24 protein-coding genes and 1 tRNA gene are annotated in these 20,644 nt (G+C 59.7%); 11 read left to right on the top strand and 14 right to left on the bottom strand.

The window, feature by feature from the left end:
* Positions 1 to 94 precede the first annotated feature (94 nt).
* The 3 genes from ACR0K1_RS05375 (at position 95) to ACR0K1_RS05385 (ending at position 2,423) form a co-directional block, all read left to right on the top strand.
* Positions 95 to 1,096, top strand: coding sequence for an NADPH:quinone oxidoreductase family protein (locus tag ACR0K1_RS05375; protein WP_480849131.1), 1,002 nt, complete (start codon positions 95 to 97; stop codon positions 1,094 to 1,096).
* 125 nt (positions 1,097 to 1,221) lie between these two features.
* The gene (gene aroQ, locus ACR0K1_RS05380; RefSeq protein WP_480849134.1) at positions 1,222 to 1,671 is read left to right on the top strand and encodes a type II 3-dehydroquinate dehydratase; all 450 of its coding nucleotides are present in this window, start codon (positions 1,222 to 1,224) and stop codon (positions 1,669 to 1,671) included.
* Complete coding sequence (locus tag ACR0K1_RS05385) at positions 1,668 to 2,423, top strand: autoinducer binding domain-containing protein (protein ID WP_480610903.1); 756 nt, start codon at positions 1,668 to 1,670, stop codon at positions 2,421 to 2,423. The genes aroQ and ACR0K1_RS05385 overlap by 4 nt, the downstream gene beginning before the upstream one ends.
* Positions 2,424 to 2,796: 373 nt before the next feature.
* On the opposite strand, the gene tsf is transcribed toward ACR0K1_RS05385, so the two are convergent.
* The 5 genes from tsf to ACR0K1_RS05410 all read right to left on the bottom strand — a co-directional run bounded on the left by tsf (position 2,797) and on the right by ACR0K1_RS05410 (position 6,608).
* On the bottom strand, positions 2,797 to 3,672 hold the full coding sequence (gene tsf, locus ACR0K1_RS05390; protein ID WP_480610900.1) for a translation elongation factor Ts: 876 nt from the start codon (positions 3,670 to 3,672) through the stop codon (positions 2,797 to 2,799).
* Positions 3,673 to 3,749: 77 nt separating this feature from the next.
* Positions 3,750 to 4,541, bottom strand: a complete 792-nt coding sequence (gene rpsB, locus ACR0K1_RS05395; protein WP_480610897.1) for a 30S ribosomal protein S2 — start codon at positions 4,539 to 4,541, stop codon at positions 3,750 to 3,752.
* Between the two features lie 191 nt (positions 4,542 to 4,732).
* The gene (gene olsA / locus ACR0K1_RS05400) at positions 4,733 to 5,584 is read right to left on the bottom strand and encodes a lyso-ornithine lipid O-acyltransferase (RefSeq protein WP_480610894.1); all 852 of its coding nucleotides are present in this window, start codon (positions 5,582 to 5,584) and stop codon (positions 4,733 to 4,735) included.
* The gene (gene olsB, locus ACR0K1_RS05405; protein WP_480610891.1) at positions 5,571 to 6,326 is read right to left on the bottom strand and encodes an L-ornithine N(alpha)-acyltransferase; all 756 of its coding nucleotides are present in this window, start codon (positions 6,324 to 6,326) and stop codon (positions 5,571 to 5,573) included. Before olsB ends, olsA begins: the two co-directional genes overlap by 14 nt.
* A 99-nt stretch (positions 6,327 to 6,425) precedes the next feature.
* Positions 6,426 to 6,608, bottom strand: a complete 183-nt coding sequence (locus ACR0K1_RS05410; RefSeq protein WP_170430504.1) for a DUF3553 domain-containing protein — start codon at positions 6,606 to 6,608, stop codon at positions 6,426 to 6,428.
* Between the two features lie 42 nt (positions 6,609 to 6,650).
* Between ACR0K1_RS05410 and ACR0K1_RS05415 the strand changes: the two genes are divergently transcribed.
* Positions 6,651 to 7,247 (top strand): histidine phosphotransferase family protein, encoded by a 597-nt coding sequence (locus ACR0K1_RS05415; RefSeq protein WP_480610888.1) that lies wholly within the window; start codon positions 6,651 to 6,653, stop codon positions 7,245 to 7,247.
* Here ACR0K1_RS05415 and ACR0K1_RS05420 read toward each other — a convergent pair.
* From ACR0K1_RS05420 to ACR0K1_RS05460, 9 genes are all read right to left on the bottom strand, one after another.
* On the bottom strand, positions 7,244 to 8,506 hold the full coding sequence (locus ACR0K1_RS05420) for a glutamate-5-semialdehyde dehydrogenase (protein ID WP_480849138.1): 1,263 nt from the start codon (positions 8,504 to 8,506) through the stop codon (positions 7,244 to 7,246). The two genes, ACR0K1_RS05415 and ACR0K1_RS05420, sit on opposite strands and share 4 nt — an antisense overlap.
* A 39-nt stretch (positions 8,507 to 8,545) precedes the next feature.
* Complete coding sequence (gene proB / locus ACR0K1_RS05425; RefSeq protein ID WP_480610882.1) at positions 8,546 to 9,652, bottom strand: glutamate 5-kinase; 1,107 nt, start codon at positions 9,650 to 9,652, stop codon at positions 8,546 to 8,548.
* Complete coding sequence (obgE, locus tag ACR0K1_RS05430; RefSeq protein WP_480610880.1) at positions 9,640 to 10,674, bottom strand: GTPase ObgE; 1,035 nt, start codon at positions 10,672 to 10,674, stop codon at positions 9,640 to 9,642. The genes proB and obgE overlap by 13 nt, the downstream gene beginning before the upstream one ends.
* A 37-nt stretch (positions 10,675 to 10,711) precedes the next feature.
* The gene (locus ACR0K1_RS05435; protein ID WP_480610877.1) at positions 10,712 to 11,248 is read right to left on the bottom strand and encodes a GNAT family N-acetyltransferase; all 537 of its coding nucleotides are present in this window, start codon (positions 11,246 to 11,248) and stop codon (positions 10,712 to 10,714) included.
* Positions 11,245 to 11,853 carry a LysE family translocator gene (locus tag ACR0K1_RS05440; protein WP_480610876.1) on the bottom strand — a complete coding sequence of 203 codons (609 nt, stop codon included), beginning with the start codon at positions 11,851 to 11,853 and terminating at the stop codon, positions 11,245 to 11,247. Before ACR0K1_RS05440 ends, ACR0K1_RS05435 begins: the two co-directional genes overlap by 4 nt.
* A 95-nt stretch (positions 11,854 to 11,948) precedes the next feature.
* The gene (gene rpmA, locus ACR0K1_RS05445) at positions 11,949 to 12,218 is read right to left on the bottom strand and encodes a 50S ribosomal protein L27 (RefSeq protein WP_010440093.1); all 270 of its coding nucleotides are present in this window, start codon (positions 12,216 to 12,218) and stop codon (positions 11,949 to 11,951) included.
* An 11-nt stretch (positions 12,219 to 12,229) separates the two neighbouring features.
* On the bottom strand, positions 12,230 to 12,841 hold the full coding sequence (locus ACR0K1_RS05450; protein ID WP_170539672.1) for a 50S ribosomal protein L21: 612 nt from the start codon (positions 12,839 to 12,841) through the stop codon (positions 12,230 to 12,232).
* A gap of 211 nt (positions 12,842 to 13,052) precedes the next feature.
* Positions 13,053 to 13,853: a DUF2059 domain-containing protein gene (locus ACR0K1_RS05455; RefSeq protein ID WP_480610873.1), complete on the bottom strand. Its 801-nt coding sequence runs from the start codon at positions 13,851 to 13,853 to the stop codon at positions 13,053 to 13,055.
* Positions 13,853 to 14,695 carry a DUF2059 domain-containing protein gene (locus ACR0K1_RS05460; protein WP_480849142.1) on the bottom strand — a complete coding sequence of 281 codons (843 nt, stop codon included), beginning with the start codon at positions 14,693 to 14,695 and terminating at the stop codon, positions 13,853 to 13,855. The genes ACR0K1_RS05455 and ACR0K1_RS05460 overlap by 1 nt, the downstream gene beginning before the upstream one ends.
* Before the next feature lie 123 nt (positions 14,696 to 14,818).
* Between ACR0K1_RS05460 and ACR0K1_RS05465 the strand changes: the two genes are divergently transcribed.
* The 7 genes from ACR0K1_RS05465 to ACR0K1_RS05495 all read left to right on the top strand — a co-directional run bounded on the left by ACR0K1_RS05465 (position 14,819) and on the right by ACR0K1_RS05495 (position 20,640).
* Positions 14,819 to 14,908: transfer RNA gene (locus ACR0K1_RS05465), tRNA-Ser, on the top strand.
* Between the two features lie 430 nt (positions 14,909 to 15,338).
* On the top strand, positions 15,339 to 15,860 hold the full coding sequence (locus tag ACR0K1_RS05470; protein WP_480849144.1) for a hypothetical protein: 522 nt from the start codon (positions 15,339 to 15,341) through the stop codon (positions 15,858 to 15,860).
* Positions 15,861 to 16,029: 169 nt separating this feature from the next.
* Positions 16,030 to 17,058 (top strand): zinc-binding dehydrogenase, encoded by a 1,029-nt coding sequence (locus ACR0K1_RS05475; protein ID WP_480849146.1) that lies wholly within the window; start codon positions 16,030 to 16,032, stop codon positions 17,056 to 17,058.
* A gap of 74 nt (positions 17,059 to 17,132) precedes the next feature.
* On the top strand, positions 17,133 to 18,008 hold the full coding sequence (locus tag ACR0K1_RS05480; RefSeq protein WP_480610863.1) for a branched-chain amino acid ABC transporter permease: 876 nt from the start codon (positions 17,133 to 17,135) through the stop codon (positions 18,006 to 18,008).
* A gap of 3 nt (positions 18,009 to 18,011) precedes the next feature.
* Positions 18,012 to 19,109: a branched-chain amino acid ABC transporter permease gene (locus ACR0K1_RS05485; protein ID WP_480610861.1), complete on the top strand. Its 1,098-nt coding sequence runs from the start codon at positions 18,012 to 18,014 to the stop codon at positions 19,107 to 19,109.
* The gene (locus tag ACR0K1_RS05490; RefSeq protein ID WP_480610859.1) at positions 19,106 to 19,870 is read left to right on the top strand and encodes an ABC transporter ATP-binding protein; all 765 of its coding nucleotides are present in this window, start codon (positions 19,106 to 19,108) and stop codon (positions 19,868 to 19,870) included. Before ACR0K1_RS05485 ends, ACR0K1_RS05490 begins: the two co-directional genes overlap by 4 nt.
* Entirely contained in the window at positions 19,867 to 20,640 is a 774-nt protein-coding gene (locus ACR0K1_RS05495; RefSeq protein WP_480610856.1) for an ABC transporter ATP-binding protein, read from the top strand. Before ACR0K1_RS05490 ends, ACR0K1_RS05495 begins: the two co-directional genes overlap by 4 nt.
* Positions 20,641 to 20,644 lie beyond the last annotated feature (4 nt).

Below are 20,644 nucleotides of genomic sequence, written 5' to 3' on the forward strand. Positions count from 1 at the left end.
TGGGTTCGACGCGGCGGCGGGTCCCTGTGTTGACTCAGCGCGATCTTGCCCCGAAATTTCCCTTTCAGGGAATAACAGGGGCAACAGGATCAACATGCAAGCATTACTCAGCGTCGCACCGGGCGGGCCCGAGACACTGGAACTCACCACCCTGCCTGATCCACAGCCGGGCAAAGGGGAGTTGTTGGTCGGCGTCAAGGCAGCGGGCGTGAACTTTCCGGATACCCTGATCATTCAGGACCTGTATCAGATGAAACCACCCCGCCCCTTTGCGCCGGGTGGCGAGATTGCGGGCCAGGTTCTGGCAATCGGCGAAGGTGTCACCGGCTTTGCGGTCGGCGACAGGGTCCTTGCCCTGACCGCTTTTGGCGGGTTCGCCACGCATCTGAACTTCAAAGCGGCGTCAGCGATCAAGGTGCCCGAAACCATGCCCTATGACGATGCCGCGTGTTTCATTTTCACCTACGGCACGTCCTACCACGCCCTGAAGGACCGGGCCGCGATCCAACCGGGTGAGACCCTGCTGATTCTGGGCGCTGCGGGCGGGGTTGGAAGCGCTGCCATCGAACTGGGCAAAGCGATGGGCGCAAGGGTGATTGCGGCGGTGTCATCCGCGGAAAAGGCGGAATTCTGCCGCCAGATCGGAGCGGATGAGACCATTGTTTATTCCAAGGAAATGACCAAGGACGCCCAAAAAGCTTTTTCCAAGGAAATCAAGACGCTGGCCAAAGGGGATGGCGTTGATGTCGTGTATGATGCGGTGGGCGGTGCGTATGCTGAACCGGCGTTGCGCAGCATGGCTTGGAAAGGGCGCTATCTGGTGGTCGGCTTTCCGGCTGGGATTCCGAGCATCCCACTCAATCTCGCGCTGTTGAAAGGCTGCCAGATCGTGGGTGTTTTCTGGGGCGCGTCAGTGTTCCGTGATCCCAAGGGCCATGCGGAAAACATCAGCGAATTGTTTGACTTATACGGAACGGGCCGTATCAGACCGCGCATCAGCGAGCGGTTCCCCCTTAGCCGCGCAGCCGAGGCTTTGGCGCTTTTGTCCGGGCGGTCCGTTCTCGGCAAAGTTGTGGTGGCCATTGACGAGGGCTGAATGGGTCAGCCCCGCGCGTATCCCGGCCTCTCCGGGGGGTGTTGCGAACTCGCCTCATAAGGGCAAACCCCGGTGGACATCCCCAACCGTTCGTGTCAGGAATTCCACATGGGGACAATGGAATAATGCATAAAATACTGGTTTTGAACGGTCCGAACCTCAATCTGTTGGGTACGCGACAGCCCGAGGTTTACGGCAGTACCACCTTGCAGATGGTCGAGGATTTATGCACCAACCACGGCGCGTCCGTCGGGCTGGAGGTTTCGCATTTCCAGTCCAATCACGAAGGGGCGCTGATCGATGCGATCCACGGCGCACGTGGTGTGCAGGACGGGCTGGTTCTGAACGCCGGGGCATACACCCACACCTCCATCGCGCTGATGGATGCGATTGCCTCGGTCGCGCTTCCGATGGTTGAAGTTCATTTGTCCAACATCCACGCGCGGGAGGCGTTTCGGCACAAATCCTACATCGCCTCGGTCGCGTTGGGTCAGATTTGCGGCTTCGGCGCGCAAAGTTACGTTTTGGCGCTCGATGCGCTGGCGGCGCATTTGGGAACGGAGAGTGCGGGATGAACCTGTCCGAGTATCTCAATTTTCTAAGCTACACAAAGACTCTGGAAGAGCTTTGGGATGCGCATTGCCGCCAGATGGCGCAATACGGGTTTGACCGTTTGCTTTATGGCTATACGCAATACCGCACCGAAACCTCGCTTGGCGACCCCGAGGATTTCGTGATCCTGACCAACCATTGTCAGGAATATCTGGACGGGTTTCTGCGGTCGGGCCTGTATTTCAACGCGCCGATGTTGAAATGGGCGCTGCAGAATGAAGGTGCTGCAAGCTGGCGCCTGATCAACGAGGCAATGTCCAGCGGAACCATGACTGCCGAGGAACGGCGAGTCTATGAGTTCAACCGGGCAAAGGGCGCGACCGTGGGCTTCACGATCAGCTTCACCTCGGTGTCGATGCGGTCCAAGGGTGCGATCTCGATGGCACATTACGGCGACATGACGCAGGACCAGCTGGATGCGGTCTGGGACGAGCATGGCGACGACATCCTGTTGATGAACAACATGGCGCACCTGAAAATCCTGACCCTGCCCTACAACGCGCCGAACCGTGCCCTGACGAAGCGTCAGCGCGAGGCGTTGCAATGGGTGGGTGACGGCAAGACCACGCAGGACATTGCGCTGCTGATGGGGCTAACCTCGGCGACCGTGGAAAAGCACCTGAGGCTGGCGCGCGAGGCTTTGTCGGTCGAAACCACCGCGCAGGCCGTGTTGAAGGCGTCCTTGCAGAATCAAATGTTCGTGATGGAGGCTTAGCCTCTTCTAGCGTCATATGACCTTACTTTACCTAGGGTAAGGAAATCATGACTTTTCGTTCTGACAGCAAAGTTGCAGACTGTTAATGTTCCGTGAGTGGTGGCTTTAGCCAGGGAACATTTGGTCGGATCTTTGCAATACCAAAGCTCTCCGGTCGGTCTGGCACAGGGGCGTCTATTCGTCCGCGTACCTTTGTCGGAATTTTTGAGGGGCCTCGACCATCCCCATCATGCGGGGCCCCTCATTCACCAACCTGAGGATTTGCGGGCGCTTCGGCGTCTTTTTTTGTGCCCAAACAAAAAATTCGGCCACGCAATGCGTGACCGATCTTTGCGTATTCCCGGACCCTGTTCCCAAGGTCCGGGGAAATCACTTAGCCCTGTGCGGCCTTGGCAACTTCGGCGGCGAAGTCTTCTTTTTCGACCACGATGCCTTCGCCAACTTCCAGACGGATGAAGCCGGTGATGGTTGCACCTGCTTCCTTGGCCGCTGCTTCAACGGTCAGGTCAGGGTTTACAACGAACTGCTGGTTCAGCAGGGTCGATTCCGCGACGAATTTCTTCATACGGCCGACGATCATCTTCTCGATCACCTGCTCCGGCTTACCGGATTCGCGGGCGATGTCCATCTGAACCTGCTTTTCCTTCTCGACAACCGCCGGGTCCATGTCGGCCTCGGACAGAGCCGCCGGGTTCACAGCCGCGATGTGCATCGCAACCTGCTTGCCAATGGCTTCGTCACCGCCCGATAGAGCAACCAGAACGCCAATTTTGCCCATGCCGTTGGTGGCCGCGTTGTGGACGTAGGATACAACAGTGTCGCCCGACAGTTTCGCCATGCGGCGCACCGACATGTTCTCGCCAATGGTGGCGATCTTGTCGGTCAGGGTGTCAGCAACGTTCTTTCCGCCCAGATCGGCCGCCAGCAGAGCCTCGACACTGTCGACGCCTTCGGCTGCGTATGCGATCTTGCCGACCATTTCCTGGAACTCGGCGTTTTTCGCAACGAAGTCGGTTTCTGAGTTCACTTCGACAGCAACACCGTTGCCGCCGTTGACGTGAACAGCAACCAGACCTTCGGCTGCGGTACGGCCCGATTTCTTGGCCGCTTTGGCCAGACCTTTGGTGCGCAGCCAGTCAACGGCCTCGTCCATGTTGCCGCCGGTTTCGGTCAGCGCTTTTTTTGCGTCCATCATGCCTGCGCCGGTCTGGTCGCGCAGTTCTTTCACCATTGCTGCTGTGATTGCCATCTCTTGGCTCTCCTCAATTCAAACGGATTTGGGGCAGGTCATACCCTGCCCCATATGTCATTTACGTGACGGGCAGCTTACGCTTCGGCAGGTGTTTCTGCTTCGGCGGGGGCTTCTTCTGCAACGGCTTCTTCAACCGGAGCTTCTTCGAACGCACCCAGGTCAACGCCGGCTGCACCCATCTGAGCGGTCATACCGTCCAGAGCGGCACGTGCGGCCAGGTCGCAATACAGAGCGATTGCGCGCGCTGCGTCGTCGTTGCCGGGGATGATGTAGTCAACGCCGTCGGGCGAACAGTTGGTATCGACAACAGCCACAACCGGGATACCCAGCTTGTTGGCTTCGGCAATGGCCAGTGCTTCCTTCTTGACGTCGATGACGAACAGCAGATCCGGAACGCCGCCCATCTCGCGGATACCGCCCAGCGAAGCCTGCAGCTTGGCCTGGTCACGCTCCATGCCCAGACGCTCTTTCTTGGTCAGGCCTTCGGCGCCCGATTCCATCGCTTCGTCGATCTGGTTCAGACGGTTGATCGACTGGGAAACGGTTTTCCAGTTGGTCAGGGTGCCGCCCAGCCAGCGATGGTTCATGTAGTACTGAGCCGATTTTTCGGCGGCTTCAGCGATCGGGCCAGCAGCCTGACGCTTGGTACCAACGAACAGAACGCGGCCGCCTTTTGCGACGGTGTCACGAACGGCCTGCAGAGCCTGGTCCAGCATCGGAACGGTCTGGGTCAGGTCCATGATGTGGATGCCATTGCGCGAGCCGTAGATGAACGGGCCCATGCGGGGATTCCAACGCTGTGTCTGGTGACCAAAGTGAACGCCAGCTTCCAGCAGCTGACGCATGGTGAACTCGGGAAGAGCCATGCTTTACTTTCCTTTTCCGGTTTACGCCTCGGCGGGGGTGAAAGAAGCGGATGCTCCAACCGGCGGGCCAGATAAGGATGTCTCCCCTACAAAGCCCAAACCCCGCCTGCGGGTTTGAATGGCGCGCGTATACGGTAGCTGAGTTCACCCGACAAGTGAAAAATCACCTGAAAAGTGAATTTCCAGTCGGATTACTCTAGCCGTGCCAGCGCATGCGCGTGACGCACGGCCTCTTCGCAATGCGCGGCCAGCGCCTTGCGGTTTGCGAAATCGCTGACCTTGGCGGGGCTGTGATAGATCAACTCGACCGAGCCCTGCCTGCGCGCACCCAGAGACTTGAGCAGATGCGGCGCGAAATCCATATCTCCCCACCAGCCATAGAACCGGTCCGGTTCCCCTTTCGGCGCGTGATAGATGACCGAGACGGGCTGCACATACATGAAGTCTCGCAGTTCCTCGGTGAAGAATGCCGCGAAAAGCGTTGTTTTAAATGGTAAAATGCGCAGTCCGTCGGTCGATGTGCCTTCGGGGAAAAACAGCAGCTTGTGCCCCGCGGTCAGACGCTCCTGAAACAGAAGTGTCTGCTCTCGCGCCTTTTTCGGGTTCCGTTCGATGAAAACGGTGCCGGTCGCGCGCGCCAGCCAGCCGATGCCGGGCCATTTGGCAACCTCGACCTTGGACACGAAAAACACCCGTTTACGGGAATTCAGTGCGAAGATGTCCAGCCACGAGGAATGGTTCGCCACCACCGCGCCGCGCTCGTTCATCAATTCGCCTGACGTGCGGAACCCCATCCCGAGAATCCGGAATGCGTTGCGGCAGACAAACTGGGCGACGTAAGGCGTGATCGGGCGGCGCACCCCGTAAATCGGACGCTCGATCAGGCGCAGGGCCAGAAGGATGAACAGCCCGCCGAACACCAAAATCGCCAATGGCAGACCCCGGAGTAAGACCAGCAGCCAGCCGACAAGGCCCAGCTCAATCGGGTCGGGTGCGTCATCGCTGTGCCACGAGGCGTCACTCACAGATCTATGCTCCGCCATAAATACGCCGCTGCCGGTCATTAATGCGCGCCGTATCGAGGATCAGGCAGACATCGGTGGTGTTGAACGCGTGGTCGATAAAGGCTCCCTCGCCCACGAAACCGCCCAGTCGCAGATAGGCTTTGATCAGCGCTGGCACCTGCACCATCGCCGCGCGCCGGTCCAGCGCATCGGGCGCGACCAGATCCATCGACTGAAAGACCTCGGGCTGTGCCCGAACCCTCAGATCCGGCGGCGCGAGGTGATTGTGGTGCAGCATCGAAAGCGGCTGCGCCAGAGCCTGCACATCGATGCCGTGAAAGCTGGCGACGCCGAACAGAACCTCGATCTCCCGTTCGGTCACATAGGCGGCCAGACCGTTCCAAAGATGGTACATTGCCGTGCCGCCGCGATAGTCGGGATGCAGGCAGGACCGGCCAAGTTCCAGCAGCTTTCGCCGGCTTTCTTTCAGCACGGACAGATCGTATTCGTCTTCGGAATAAAACTGCCCCAGTTCTGCGGCACGTTCGCCCGGCAACAGCCTGTAAACGCCCACAACTTCGCCAGTCGCGTCGTCAATCGCAAGCATGTGGTCAAAGAACGGATCGAACCGGTCGCGTTCCAGCCCCGCTTCATGATCAACCATCTCACCCCCGCCGCCCAGTTCGCGCACGAACACGTCATAGCGTAGGCGCTGTGCGGCAAGCAGGTCGTCCTCGGTTTCGGCAAGGCGGATGGTAAATGAAGGGCCAGCGTCAGGCATATCAGTCCTTTAAGTCACACGCGGCTGATATCGCACATATTCGGCCAAAGGCAACAGGATGACCTCTGGTGATCTCAGTTAACCTTTCCTAAACCAGTTTCACGGATCAAAGACCGGCATCAGGGCGATGCGCGTTCCGTCGATCACCACTTTCCCCTGCTCACGGAAATTCACGGTGATCTTGCCTGCGATGTTGGACTGAACCTGTCCGACACCCCAATCGGGGAAATCCGGGTGGCGGACAAACATGCCCGGTGCAAGAATGGCATTCAGGTCTGTCATGCGGGGCTCCGGTCCGGTGGCAGGTACGCTCAGGAGGTATGCATGGGCACATCAGACGTCAACCTGGCCGAGTTGATCGGCTCTCGGATCTGCCACGATCTGATCAGCCCGATCGGGGCGATCACCAACGGGTTGGAGTTGCTGGACATGGTCGGTGCCGTTCAGGGCCCCGAGATGGAGTTAATCTCGGGCAGCGTCGGCAGCGCAGGCGCACGGATACGGTTTTTCCGCGTGGCATTCGGGTCGGCCAGCGATCAGCCATTGGGCCGGGCCGATGTGGCCGAATTGCTCAGGGACGTCGCGCAGTCAGGTCGCGTTCGGGTCAACTGGAACCTGACCGGGCCGGTGCCGCGCAATCAGGTGAAGCTGGCCTTTCTGGCGCTGATGTGCTGCGATAGCGCCATGCCCTTTGGGGGTGAGGTCGAGATTGCGTCACAGGGCGAGAACTGGCTTGTGACGGGCACCGCCGACAAGCTGAATATCGATCCGGACCTTTGGAAAAGCATCCCAACCGGGCGCTTTGCAAACAAGGTCACGCCCGCGCAGGTGCAATTTGCCCTTTTGCCCGAAACCGCCTCGGCCATGGGGCGGCGGGTTGCGGTCGAAACAGCCTCAACCCGCGTGGCTTTACGGTTCTAGGCGCGGGTCGTTCCGTTCCCGCGCACCAGGTATTTGAAGCTGGTCAGCTGAGCAGCCCCAACCGGCCCGCGCGCATGCATCTTGCCGGTGGCGATACCAATCTCGGCGCCCATGCCAAACTCTCCGCCATCGGCAAACTGGGTCGAGGCGTTGTGCATCAGGATGGCGCTGTCGAGCCGTTCAAAGAACCGGGCGGCGGCGGCGGCATCCTCGGTCATGATGCAATCGGTGTGGTTGGACCCGTGCTGCCGGATATGCGCGATGGCGGCGTCGATATCGGCAACGGGTTTAGCCGCGATGATGCTGTCGAGAAATTCTTTGCCCCAATCGTCAGCCGTTGCCGCGACCGTTCCATCCACAGCCACCGAACCCTCGGCATGCACTTCGACACCTGCAGCAAGCAACGCCGCAACGACATCGCGCCCAAGTGTTTCAGCCACGTCCTTATGGATCAGCAGGCACTCGGCTGCGCCGCAAATCCCCGTACGGCGGGTCTTGGCGTTCAGCACCACATCCAGCGTTTTCTGCGGGTCGGCGGCTTTGTCGATATAGATGTGAACGATGCCTTCGAGATGGGCAAAGACCGGCACTCGCGCCTCGCGCTGGACCAGACCAACCAATCCTTTGCCGCCGCGCGGGACGATCACATCGACGTAATCTGTCATCGTCAGCAGTTCCTGAACCGCCGCGCGGTCGCGGGTCGGGATCAACTGGATCGCATCCTCGGGCAGGTTCGCGGCTTTCAGGCCTTCGACCAGACAGGCGTGAATGGCGGTCGAGGAATGAAAACTCTCGGACCCGCCCCGCAGGATCACCGCATTGCCGGATTTCAGGCACAGGGCCCCGGCATCCGCTGTCACGTTCGGGCGGCTTTCATAGATCACGCCGATCACGCCCAAAGGCGTGCGAACTCGCTGGATGTTCAGGCCCGAGGCCATATCCCATTCGGTCAGAACCTCACCCACAGGATCGGCCTGATCGGCGACGGTGCGCAGCCCGTCAACCATGCCTTGCACACGGTCCTCGTTCAGCATCAGGCGATCCATCATGGCAGGGCTCAGACCCTTTTTGCGGCCAAACTCCAGATCCTTCTGGTTGGCTTCGATGATCTGAGCCCGGTTCTTCCAGACCGCCTCGGCCGCCGCAATCACGGCGGCGTGTTTGCGTTCTGCCGAGGCAAAGGCTAGATCGGCCGAGGCCTGTTTGGCGCGCTGTCCAATATCGGCCATCAGGGCGGGGATGTTGTCGATATCCTTCATTTTACAAGCCTTTCAGGTCGGTACAGTCCAAATTTCAGGTTACAGGGCCAGATCATCCCGGTGTATCAGCGCGGCGCGACCGGGATAGCCCAGCGTCGCCTCAATCTCGGACGACTTGCGCCCTTTGATCGCGTCCGCCTCTTGCGCAGTATAGCGGCTTAGCCCTTGTGCCAGCCGGCGGGCACTTAAGTCGACGACGGAAACGGGATCGCCGCGCCCGAAATCCCCGGTCACTTCGGTGATTCCGGCAGGCAACAGGCTTTTGCCATTGGCAAGGGCCCGTGCCGCGCCATCATCGACGGTAATCTCACCGCGCGGCTTCATGGCGGAAATCCAGCGCTTGCGGGCTGCGTGCGGGTCAAGCTTTGCCGTGAACCACGTACAGTTCGCGCCATTTTCAAGCATTTTCAGCGGGTTCAAGGGCGACCCTTCAGTAATCGCCATAGTGCATCCTGCAGCAGTTGCCATCTTGGCAGCCAGCAGCTTGGTTTTCATGCCGCCTTTGGACAGGCCCGACCCGGCATCGCCGGCCATCGCCTCAATCTCGGGCGTGATTTCGTCGATCACCTCATACCGCGTGGCGTTGGCATCCTCGTTGGGATTGCCGGAATAGAACCCGTCCACGTCTGACAGCAGAATGAGTTGATCCGCGCCGACCGTAACCGCGATCTGAGCAGCCAGACGGTCATTGTCGCCATAGCGAATCTCGTCCGTTGCGACGGTATCGTTCTCATTCACGATGGGCACAACGCCCAGACTCAGCAACGTCTCAAGCGTTGACCGCGAGTTCAGATAGCGGCGGCGATCCGCGCTGTCTTCGAGCGTTACCAGCACCTGAGCCGTCTTGATCTCGTGCGGGGTCAGCGCCTCTTCGTAGGCGCGGGCCAGACGGATTTGGCCCACGGCGGCGGCGGCCTGCGACTGTTCCAAGGGCAGGTTCGCCATTGGAAGGTCCAGAACCCCGCGCCCCAGCGCAATTGAACCGGACGAGACCAGAATGACATCCGTTCCCTGCCCCCTCAGCCAGGCTACGTCCTGCGCCAGAGAATGCAACCAATCCGACCGCAAAAAACCGGCGTCGCGGTCCACCAAAAGGGCGGACCCGATCTTGACAACCAGACGTTTCGCGGAGGTCAGGGTTGCCAAGACTGCGCCTCCTCGGTGGGCTTTTGCCTTAGACGGTTTTCGTCGATCTGAGCCCGCAGGGCGCGCAGTACCTCGGTCACGCCCAGATGAGCGACGCCGGACATGGTCATGACGGGGCCGCCGCTAGCCTGTTCCAGCTCAGCTTTGGCGAGGTCGCGCTCCTCGTCATCCAGCGCATCGACCTTGTTCAGCACCGTGATCCGGGGCTTTTCGGCCAACTCTCCGCCGTAAGCTTCAAGCTCGTGGATGATGGTGCGATAGTCTTCGGCCACCGTTTGGGATGTGCCATCGACCAGATGCAGCAGCACCGCGCAACGTTCGACATGGCCAAGGAACCGGTCGCCGATCCCGCGCCCTTCATGCGCGCCTTCGATCAGGCCGGGGATGTCGGCAACCACGAATTCCACGTTGTCAACGCCGACGACACCCAGATTGGGGTGCAGCGTTGTGAACGGATAGTCCGCGATCTTGGGGCGCGCATTCGAGGTGGCCGCCAGAAAGGTCGACTTACCCGCGTTCGGCATGCCCAGCAGGCCCACATCGGCGATCAGCTTTAACCGCAGCCAGATGGTGCGGTCGATCCCAGCCTGCCCCGGGTTGGCGCGCCGGGGGGCCTGATTGGTGGCCGATTTGAAATGCAGGTTGCCAAAGCCGCCATTGCCGCCCTTGGCCAGCAGAACCCGTTGCCCGACCTCGGTCAGGTCGCAGATGACGGTTTCTTCGTCCTCGTCCAGAATCTCGGTGCCCACGGGGACGCGCAGAACGATGTCGTCGCCATCCTTGCCGGTGCGCTGTTGGCCGCGGCCGGGTTGGCCGTTCTTGGCAAAGAAATGCTGCTGATAGCGAAAGTCGATCAGGGTGTTCAGCCCATCCACGACCTCGGCCCAGACAGACCCGCCTTTACCGCCGTCGCCACCATCCGGCCCGCCGTATTCGATATACTTTTCGCGCCGGAAGCTGACGCAGCCGCTACCTCCGGCCCCGGACCGGATGTAGACCTTTGCAAGATCGAGAAATTTCATGTGTGTCCCCTACTGCAAAGGCCCCATCGGCCACAAGTCAGAGTTTCTTGGTGTACGTCCAGGTGGGCACGTTCGCATCGCGCGCCACCGAATAGGTTTCGGCATCGCCAAGGTACTGGAACCCGCAATGGGTCAGCACCCGGGCCGAGGCCGGATTGTCCTGAAACACGCTGGCAAACATGTTGGCGTTCTCAAGCGGGTTTGACCTGACCAGAGTTTCAACCGCCAGCGACGCGATCCCGGTGTTCCAGTAAATCGGCGCGACCCAATAGCCGACCTCGGACTGGTTCCGGTCCAGTCGCTTGAGAGAGATCAGGCCAATCAGTTCCGGTCCGCCATCCTTGGTGGCATCCATGACCCAGACATCCTCGTCGCGGTCATCGGCCATCGAACGCGAAACAAAGGCCTCGACCGAGCCGGGCGGCAAAGGATGCGGGATCGAGGTGGTCATACGCGCCACGCGCTCATCGCCTGCATAATATTCGATGAGACCCATATCCGACCGGCGCAGCGGGCGCAGATCGAACCGCTCGGTTTCAATGACCGGCTGGTTTATTATCGTCTCAATTTTCATTGGTGTGTTCCTCCTCCGAACAACACAAAAGCTACGGATAAAACAGTCAAACTCGCTAATGTCCACATCAGATATTTTTCCGCAGGCCGTCCTTCAACCGCATGGGCGATTCTATCGCCTGCGAATGTCCAGATCGGGTGCAGAACCACCTGACAGATCAACAAACAAAGCGCGATCGTGAGCGTTGCATCAAAGCTGGACGTGCCAGCAGCCACAAAGCCCGTGAATCCCGCAATAATCATCGCCCACGCCTTTGGGTTCAGGGGGTGAACGATAAGACCCGCCAAGAATCCGGGGGCCTCGGCCACATCGCCACCGGACGACAGGCGCAGATTGGCAATCTTCCACGCCAGCCAGCAGACATAGGCTGCCGAGGCGTATTTCAGGGCAGAAAAGACCAAAGGGGCCTGTTCCGCCATCTGCATCAGACCGAACCCGACCGGCCAGATGATCAATTGCTTGCCCAGAACAACACCAGCCACAAACGGCAGCGCCGCCCGAAAGCCATAGCGCGCACCGGTTCCCAGCAGGACCATGTTGGCCGGTCCCGGCGTGCCGACCTGCGAGGCGGCAAAGATCAGGAAACTGGTGGTTGCGACTGTCATCGGTTTTTCAATCACGACTGCGTTAAAACGAGAAAGGGGACCGGCACTTTCTGCCGGTCCCCCATGAATTTTTTCTAAACCTTCTGGGTTTCGGCTTACTCTGCGGCCTCCGCCACTGGCAGGACCGAAATAAAGGTGCGGTTTTTGAGTCCCTTGTGGAACTTCACGGCGCCATCGACGGTTGCAAAGATGGTGTGATCCTTGCCCATGCCTACGCCTTCGCCCGGCCAGAACTTGGTGCCGCGCTGACGTACGATGATGTTGCCTGCGATGGCTGCCTGGCCACCATAGAGTTTCACGCCAAGGCGGCGACCCGCTGAGTCGCGACCGTTACGGGAGGAACCGCCAGCTTTCTTATGTGCCATTCTCTCTCTCCTTAGCCCTGAGCCAGCTCTTTGGCTTGCTCAACCCATTCGGGTTTCACTTTGATGGTGTCGATAGCAGCAATCTGCTCGTCCGACAAGGCGGCCAGAGCGGCAAAGCTCTCGATACCGGCCTCAACCAGCTTTTTGGCAGCGGCGGGGCCGACACCGTTCAGCTTGGTCAGATCGTCGGCGGCAGCAGCGGCGGGTGCCTCTGCTTTGGCTTCTGCTTTCTTGGCAGGCTTTGCAGCAGGTGCCGCTTCGCCAGCTGGAGCAGACCCGGTTGCAGCTTTGATGCCCGACTTGTCAGCGCCCGACGACAGGATGTCGGTGATCTTGACCAGGGTCAGCTTCTGACGGTGGCCAACGGTACGCTTCGAGCTGTGCTTACGACGGCGCTTGACGAACTTGATGACCTTGTCACCTTTGATCTGTTCGATCACTTCGGCCTGTACGCCTGCGCCTTCAACGAAAGGTGCGCCAACAACCGGAGCGTCGCCGCCCAGCATCAGAACATCGTTGAATTGAACTTTTTCACCTGCGTCGGCAGCCAGTTTTTCAACGCGGAGGATATCGCCCGCCTGAACCTTGTACTGCTTGCCGCCAGTCTTGAGGACCGCAAACATGCGTCTTTCCTTTTCATACCCGCGTTCTGTGGTCCCCTCTCTCGGGTGTTTCTGGCCTAAGCCACCTCGAACAGCGCGCCCTTTTCGGGCCGTGTGACTGACCCCCGGACCAATCCGAAAGGGTCAAATAATAACGAGACCCGGCGCGGAAAACCGGCCGGGATGCGCGCTTATCCATAGATTGCGGATGAAAGTCAACACCAAAGCGGCGTTACAGGTCCGATCCTTTCAGCGCCTGCGCCACCGCCTCGCCCAGCCGGTACGAGATGTGATCGTACATACGGTCAAACCCGTCAAACAGCGCCTCATTCAGCGCGCGCCCGGTGTCGGTTCGGGAAAAGGCGATGTTTTCGCGCATCTGGGCCTCGTCCAACGGACGATAGGCCATCAACAGAAAAGAATACAGCCATGTCGTTGTCTCGGCGGTCATGCTGTCCTGTTGCGAGAGAAGCTCGGCCAGCAGCTCGCCATCGTCGCCACGGGAATCGGTATCAAGACCCTTGAAGAAGTTGTAATCCGAACTCAGCGCCCCCTGCACATTCTGTTCGACCAGATTGTTGACCTGAATGTACTCCTCGACCAGTTCGAACAGCACCGAGTCGCGCTTTGCGTTCTCATAGGCGTCGCGGGCCATTTCCTCGATCGCGTCGTCCGAAATCGCCCTGCGTGCCGAATTTTCCAGCGAGATGATGGTCTGCCCCAGATCGCTTTCGAAAAACACCGAGGCCTGTTCCAGCTGCGCATCCGTCAGCCCCTGATCAAAGGCATGCTCGACCTGTTTGCGCATCCACAAAGGGTCATAGATGTCTTCGACCTGCGCCTGAAAAAAGGCCCCGCCCGCATTGTCCAAAAGCGTCTCATCCAGTTCGCGCCGCTGATCCTGGCCTTCGCTGGCCAGTATCTCCATGACCTGTTCCAGTTTCAGCGCCTGCGACAAGCGGACGACCCGTTCCTGCGCGAAAAGCGGGGTCGCCCAGAGAAATGAAACCAAAAGGAGCGGTGCCAGGCGCATCATATGTCCTGAGCGGGATGCAATTCAGCCATACGGGTGGCCAGAACCTCGAACCGCATTGCCATGATTTCGTATTGGGTGGCGGTCAGCAGTTCATACACCTCTTGCATCAGAGGATGTTCCAGAGCCTTGACATAGGCATCTACGTCGTCGTCGGAAAAATCCTGATAGGTGTAGGCCGCACCGGCCAGCGCCGAGAGTTGCAGCGCCTGACGCATGCCGGTTTCATTGCGTTTCATCATTTCGCGCAGTTCATCGGCCCCGAGTTGCAGCTCGATCACACCCGATGCACTTGCGGCCAGCAAAAACCTCAGCTGAATTTCCTGCAGGGCGCGCAGCGACGTGTCGCTGCCATCCACCGCGCGGTTCATCCGCTTGAAGCTTTCCACCCGTTGCGAGCCTTTCTGGATCAGGTCAGAGACGATCTTTTGCCCTTCCAGATCCTTCGCATCGTCATCTTCGATCAGGTGCGAGGCATTCTCGGCCTCAACCAGCCGCTGCCCCAGATCCGAGGCATAGAACTCTACCGCATGTGTAAGCGCCTCGTCGCTCAGCGTCTGTTCAAGGATCACAACCGCCGTTTCATGCATGATTTCAACGTCGAATACTTCTTCCGTCAGGCGTGTCCAGTCCGAGCCGAACCCTTCCGGATCAATCCCCAGCATCTGTGGAGCCGAGCCCGAGGCTAAAGCGATGCTTTCCAACGCCACGTCAAATCCGGTTGTGGTCAAAAACGCCTCGACCCGGTCGCGATTTGCGGCGGCCACCTGCAGCGGGATCAGAACAAGCGCCAGCAGCGGCAGGACGAGGGAATGGGCGAAGCGTCGGGCAGAATTTCTCATACCAGATAGCCTAGGTGTTTTACGTCCGCAGGCAATGGAAAATCCCGCCTTTGCGCATTTCAGGAATTTTCCGCTTGCACCCCTGCCCGTTCGCCACTAAATCCCCCCCTCACAGACCCCCGCGGAGAGGTGCCGGAGTGGTCGAACGGGGCGGTCTCGAAAACCGTTGTGGGTGCAAGCCCACCCAGGGTTCGAATCCCTGTCTCTCCGCCACTATTCCATTATGTGATCGTTTCCGGCTTTCAATTCCTGCGCGCCGCAGCCCCTGAACAACCCGGCCCAAAGCGCGGTTTTGGCGGTGCAAGAGATGTTCAGCATGATCGACGGACGCGCTAAGGCGAGCCTGTCGGACTCGCCGAATGCCGAGGAAATCAGTATGGTGGAACTCAAAGAATTCTCGAACTCGCTGGAGATCTTTGTCGTTTGATTGACCGGCACGGGAACCCTCGCCCCTGCATGCTAACGGTTTCAAGGGCTTTGCGGCAAATGACCCTGCCGGTGCGCGCTAAATCGCCGTACCCGTTATGCGCGATCAGCGTGGCTTGGCTCATTCCCCGGATCTGACGCGAAACAGTGGGAAGTCCCCTTTGCGCGGGGCTAATTTTGACTCATCTCTGCGACACATTCCAAAAAGGAGGCACTCATGTCGCGTATTCTTCTTATCGCCGTCATCGCCGTAATCGGCATTGGCGCGTACTATTACATCAACAAACCCGAGCCGACACCGTCCGAACAACTGCAATCTGCCGCTGAGGACGCTGGCGAGGCCGTGAACGAAGCCGCCTCGGCGGCACAGGAGGCAACGACCGAGGCCCTGAATTCGGCCGCCGAGCAGGCCGGTGAAGCCGCATCGTCGCTGACCGAACAGGCGGCGGAAGCGGCCTCGTCCATCGCGGATCAGGCCTCGGATGCGGCCACCCAGGCGGGTGACGAAGTTGCCTCGCTGGCCGGTCAGGGGCAGGAGTTGCTCGATACCTGGGTTCAGGAGGGCATGCTGACAGCGCAGCAATTCGACTATGACAAGATGGTTGCGTCGGTGCAGGACAGCGCCCTGGCGCAGGACATCAAAACTCAGGTGATCCAGATCCTCGACGATATCAAGGCCGCGCCCGATACGGCGTTGACCAAGTTGCAGGACTTGCAGAACTTGTTGACTCAGCAATGAAAATCCGGCGGGGCCGCATCCGTGGCGGCCCCGCCTGTCCCGCTGGCGTTTGCCGCCACGTCAGGACGCGGTCAGATTGACGCCCGATCCTTTGTTTGTTTGGCTTGCCCCCAATTCCGCAGCGATGGATTTTTGACCTCGCCGCAGCAACTTCTCTGAGGATTTTCACATGACCACCCTGCCCGCATCGATGTTTGCGACTGTTCTGAAACATGACGGCTATTCCGGCACGGCAACCGGGCCCATGATCGAAAACGCCAGCGATTGGCTGGCCGAGGCGGAACTGCCCGTCCCGAAACCCGGCCCCGGACAGGTGTTGATCCGGATGCGCATGGCCTCGGTCAACCCGTCGGATTTGCACTTTATCAAGGGTGAATACGGGCAGCCCCGGGTCCAGGGCGCAGCTGCGGGCTTCGAAGGCTGCGGCGATGTGGTTGCAACGGGCAAAGGGGCCGAAGGGCTGCGGGGGCAGCGTGTCGCCTTTGTCGCCGCAGGCTCGGGTGCCTGGGCCGAATATGTCGTGACGCAAATGCAGACCTGCATCCCCCTGCGCCCTGATATCTCGGACGAAGATGGCGCGGCGCAGATCGTGAACCCTTTGACAGCGATGGCGATGGTGGACATCGCCAAGCAGGAAGGTGAGGCCTTTGTGATTTCTGCAGCGACCAGCCAGTTGGGCAAGCTGATGTGCAGTCTTGGGCGTGATCTGGGGCTGAAATCCATCGCGTTGGTGCGCCGTGCCGAGGCTGCGGAAAACCTGAAACAGCTTGGTGCGGCTGAGGTGCTGGTCACGACGGACCCTGATGTCGGACAGAAATTCGCCGACCTCAGCGCCAGCCTGAAACCCCGCGTGTTCCTGGATGCGGTCATGGATCAATTGTCGGAACAGGTGTTTACCGCCATGCCCAACCGCGCGCGCTGGATTTGCTACGGCAAGCTGAGCAACCAGGCCCCGACCCTGACGCAAACCGGTCAGTTGATCTTCATGGGCAAACGGATCGAGGGGTTCTGGCTGACCAACTGGATGATGTCCACGCCACCCTCCGATCAGATGCGCGTGGTGGCCGAGGTGCAGGCCCGTTTCGCCGACGGGCGCTGGAAAACCGATGTGTCCGAGCGGCTTACCCTGAAGGAAGTGGTGCCAAATCTGGCCGGGGCGCTGAAAAAGAGTGACGGCAAGGTGATGATCACGCCATAGTAGAACCAAACCCGCCAACAACAAGAATGCCGCGGGCGGTTCAGGGACTGGCAAACCGGCACGGGGAGGTGAATTTGGACAACGCGCAGCTGCTGATCAGCGGGCTGGCGAATGGCTGTGTGTACGGCCTGATCGCGCTTGGGTTCGTGCTGATCTACAAGGCGACCGAGGCGGTGAATTTCGCGCAGGGCGATTTCATGATGCTGGGGGCCTTTGTCACGATTGGCCTGACCAATACCGAATATATGGGGCTGCCCTTCTGGCTGGCGCTGCCGATCTCGCTGGGGATCATGGGGGCATTGGGGTATCTGCTGGACCGCCTTATCATCCGCCGCCTGTTTGGCGAAAGCCAGACCGCCGTCGTCATCCTCACTATCGCCTTGGGCTTCGTGATCCGCTTTTTCGCCGGGCTGATCTGGGGCCACGAACCCCAGACGCTGCAAAACCCGCTGGCGGGGAAAGAGGTGCGTTTTGGCGGGCTGGTTTTGGGGATGGAGGATGTGGCCGTCATTATTGTCACCGTCCTGCTGACCTGGGGCCTTTACGTCTTTTTCAGCAAAACCAAGTTGGGGCTGGCCATGCAGGGTGCCTCGCAGAACCAATTGGCGGCCTATTACATGGGCGTTCCGGTCAAGCGGGTGCAGGGGTTTATCTGGGCGCTGGCAGGCGTCGTGGCCGGGATCGCGGGCATTCTGTTTGCCGCCAAAGGTTCGGTTGATCCCACCACGGGCCTGTTGGGCATCAAGGCTTTCGCCGCCGCCGTGATCGGCGGGTTCGGCAGCCTGCCCGGCGCTTTGGCGGGCGGGCTGATCGTCGGTGTCATCGAACCCTTCGCCAGCCGCTACATCGCCGCCGGGTACAGCCAGATCGCCCCGTATGCCTTGCTGCTGGCGGTTCTGATCTTCCGCCCCAACGGTCTGTTCAGCCAGGTCCGGCTGAAAAAGGTCTGACGCATGCGCATCGTCTTCAAAACCGACTACATGCAGGATATCTGGCCTTGGAAGGACCGGTATCAGCTGAGCCTCTACCTGATCCTGCTTTTGGTCGTTTTTGCCGCGCCGTGGTTGCTGGACGACTTCTATCTGGGCGAACTGACCAACGTTCTTATCTGGGCCATCGCCGGTCTGGGGCTGATGATCCTGACTGGGCACACCGGGCAGGTCAGCCTTGGCCACGCGGCGTTTCTGGCCTTTGGCTGTTATGCCAACGTGAACCTGATCGAGGCGGGAGTGCCTTTTCTGATCGCCTTTCCGCTGGCAGGTCTGCTGACCGGGATTGCCGGGGTGACGGTGGCGATCCCTGCCCTGCGCCTGCACGGCATCTATCTGGCGATTTTCACCATGGCGCTGTCGATCCTGATGGACGACGTGATCGTGCTGGCCGAACCCCTGACCGGAGGCGTCGCCGGTAAGTATCTGGGCGGGGTCGAGATTTTCGGTCATCTCGTTGACCGCTGGGCCACGCCCAAGGATTTCTACTGGCTGGTTCTGGCCGTCGCGGTGATTGTGACGCTGGGCTACATCAATCTGCTGCGCGCGCCCTTGGGGCGCAGCTTCATCGCCGTGCGCGACTCAGAGGTTTCGGCACAGGCGATGGGTGTGGATATCGCCAGAACCAAGATGATCTCGTTCGCCCTGTCCTGCGCCGTGACCGGCTGGGCCGGGGCGCTGATGGGCATGTTCGCGGGGGCTTTCAACAACGAGACCTTCAATGTCCTGATCTCGATCCAGTTGCTGATGATGATCGTGATCGGAGGGCTCGGCTCGATCCATGGGGCGTTTCTGGGGGCTATCGTGATCGGCTTTCTGCCCCAGTTCCTGTCGATTTCCAAAGAGTATGTTGGGGCAGTTTTCGGCGGCAACACCGTCGCCATTCCCGGGCTGGAATTCGGCATCTTCGGCATGATCCTGATCGCTTTCATCCTGTTCGAACCGATGGGCATGTATGGCCGCTGGCTGAAAATCCGCACCTGGTTCGAACTGTTCCCCTTCTACCGCAAGGATATGTTCAAACGGCAGAAATCCTACCTCAAGACGGAGCGCTTGAGATGAGCCTGCTTGAGTTCGAAGGCGTCACGCTTACATTCGGCGGCGTGACCGCAGTCGACAATCTGTCATTCGAGGTCGAGCAAGGCGAGGTTTTCGCCATCGTTGGCCCGAACGGTGCGGGGAAATCCACGGTATTCAACCTGATTTCGCGGTTCTATGAACCCAATGCCGGGGCCATCCGGTTCGACGGGCACGATCTGTTACAGGTCAAAGCCTCGGGCGTTGCCGCCTATGGCGTCGCGCGGACGTTCCAGAACATCGAATTGTTCGAACACGCCACCGTCCTGCAAAACCTGCTGGTCGGGCGGCATCGGCACCGCAAGACGAACCTGATCTCGGAAATCCTGTTCACCCCATCCGTCCGGCGACAGGAGTTGGAGAACCGCGAAAAGGTCGAGGAAATCATCGACTTTCTGGACCTGCAGGCATTTCGCGACAAGATGATCTCGGGCCTGCCCTATGGCGTCCGCAAAGTGGTCGAAGTTGCCCGGGCGCTGGCGACCGATCCCAAACTGCTGTTGCTGGACGAACCGGCCTCGGGCCTGTCGGTTGAAGAGACCACCGATATGCGCTGGTGGATCGACGACATCCGGCGGCAGATGGGGATCACCGTGCTGATGGTGGAACATGACATGGGGCTGGTTTCGGGTGTCTCGGACCGGGTGCTGGCGATGGCTGACGGGGCAAGATTGGCACTGGGAACACCATCCGAGGTGCAATCCCACCCGGCCGTGGTTGAGGCATATTTGGGCAAAGCCTCATGACTGAACCGATCCTGAAAATCCGGAATATCGAAAGCTTCTATGGCCCGATCATGGCGATCCGGGGTGTTTCGCTGGACGTCTCGCAGGGGCAGATCGTTTCGATCCTTGGCGCAAACGGTGCCGGAAAAACGACGCTGATGAAAACGGTGTCGGGCGTGATGGACCCGGAAAAGGGCCAAATCACCTTTGAAGGGCAGGACATTCAGGGGTCCGAGCCGCACAAGGTCGTGCAGAAGGGTATCGTGCATGTTCCCGAAGGGCGCGAGGTGTTCCCGCTTCTGACCGTGAACGAAAACCTCAGCCTTGGGGCTTATACGGTGGCGGACAAATCCCGGATCGAACAGGATCGCGAGATGGTGTTCAGCTATTTCCCGGTCCTGAAAGAACGCCGCATGCAAGAGGCCGGCACTCTGTCCGGCGGGCAACAGCAGATGCTGGCCATCGGGCGCGGGCTGATGGCGAACCCGAAGATCATGCTGCTGGACGAACCCTCGCTAGGCCTCTCACCGCTGCTGGTGCAGGAGATTTTCGGTATTCTCAAACGCCTGAACGATGAGCAGAATATGACCATGATGCTGGTCGAGCAGAACGCCCACGCGGCGCTGGAACTGGCCCATCATGGCTATGTAATGGAGGTCGGGCGCATCGTGATGGACGGGGCCGCAGACGCCTTGCTGCAATCCGAAGACATCCGGAACTTCTATCTGGGCGTTCAGGAAGAAGGCGCGCGGGAAAACCGCCGCTGGAAACGCAAGAAGACGTGGAGGTAAGCCG

It is taken from the genome of Ruegeria sp. F5, assembly GCF_056533845.1.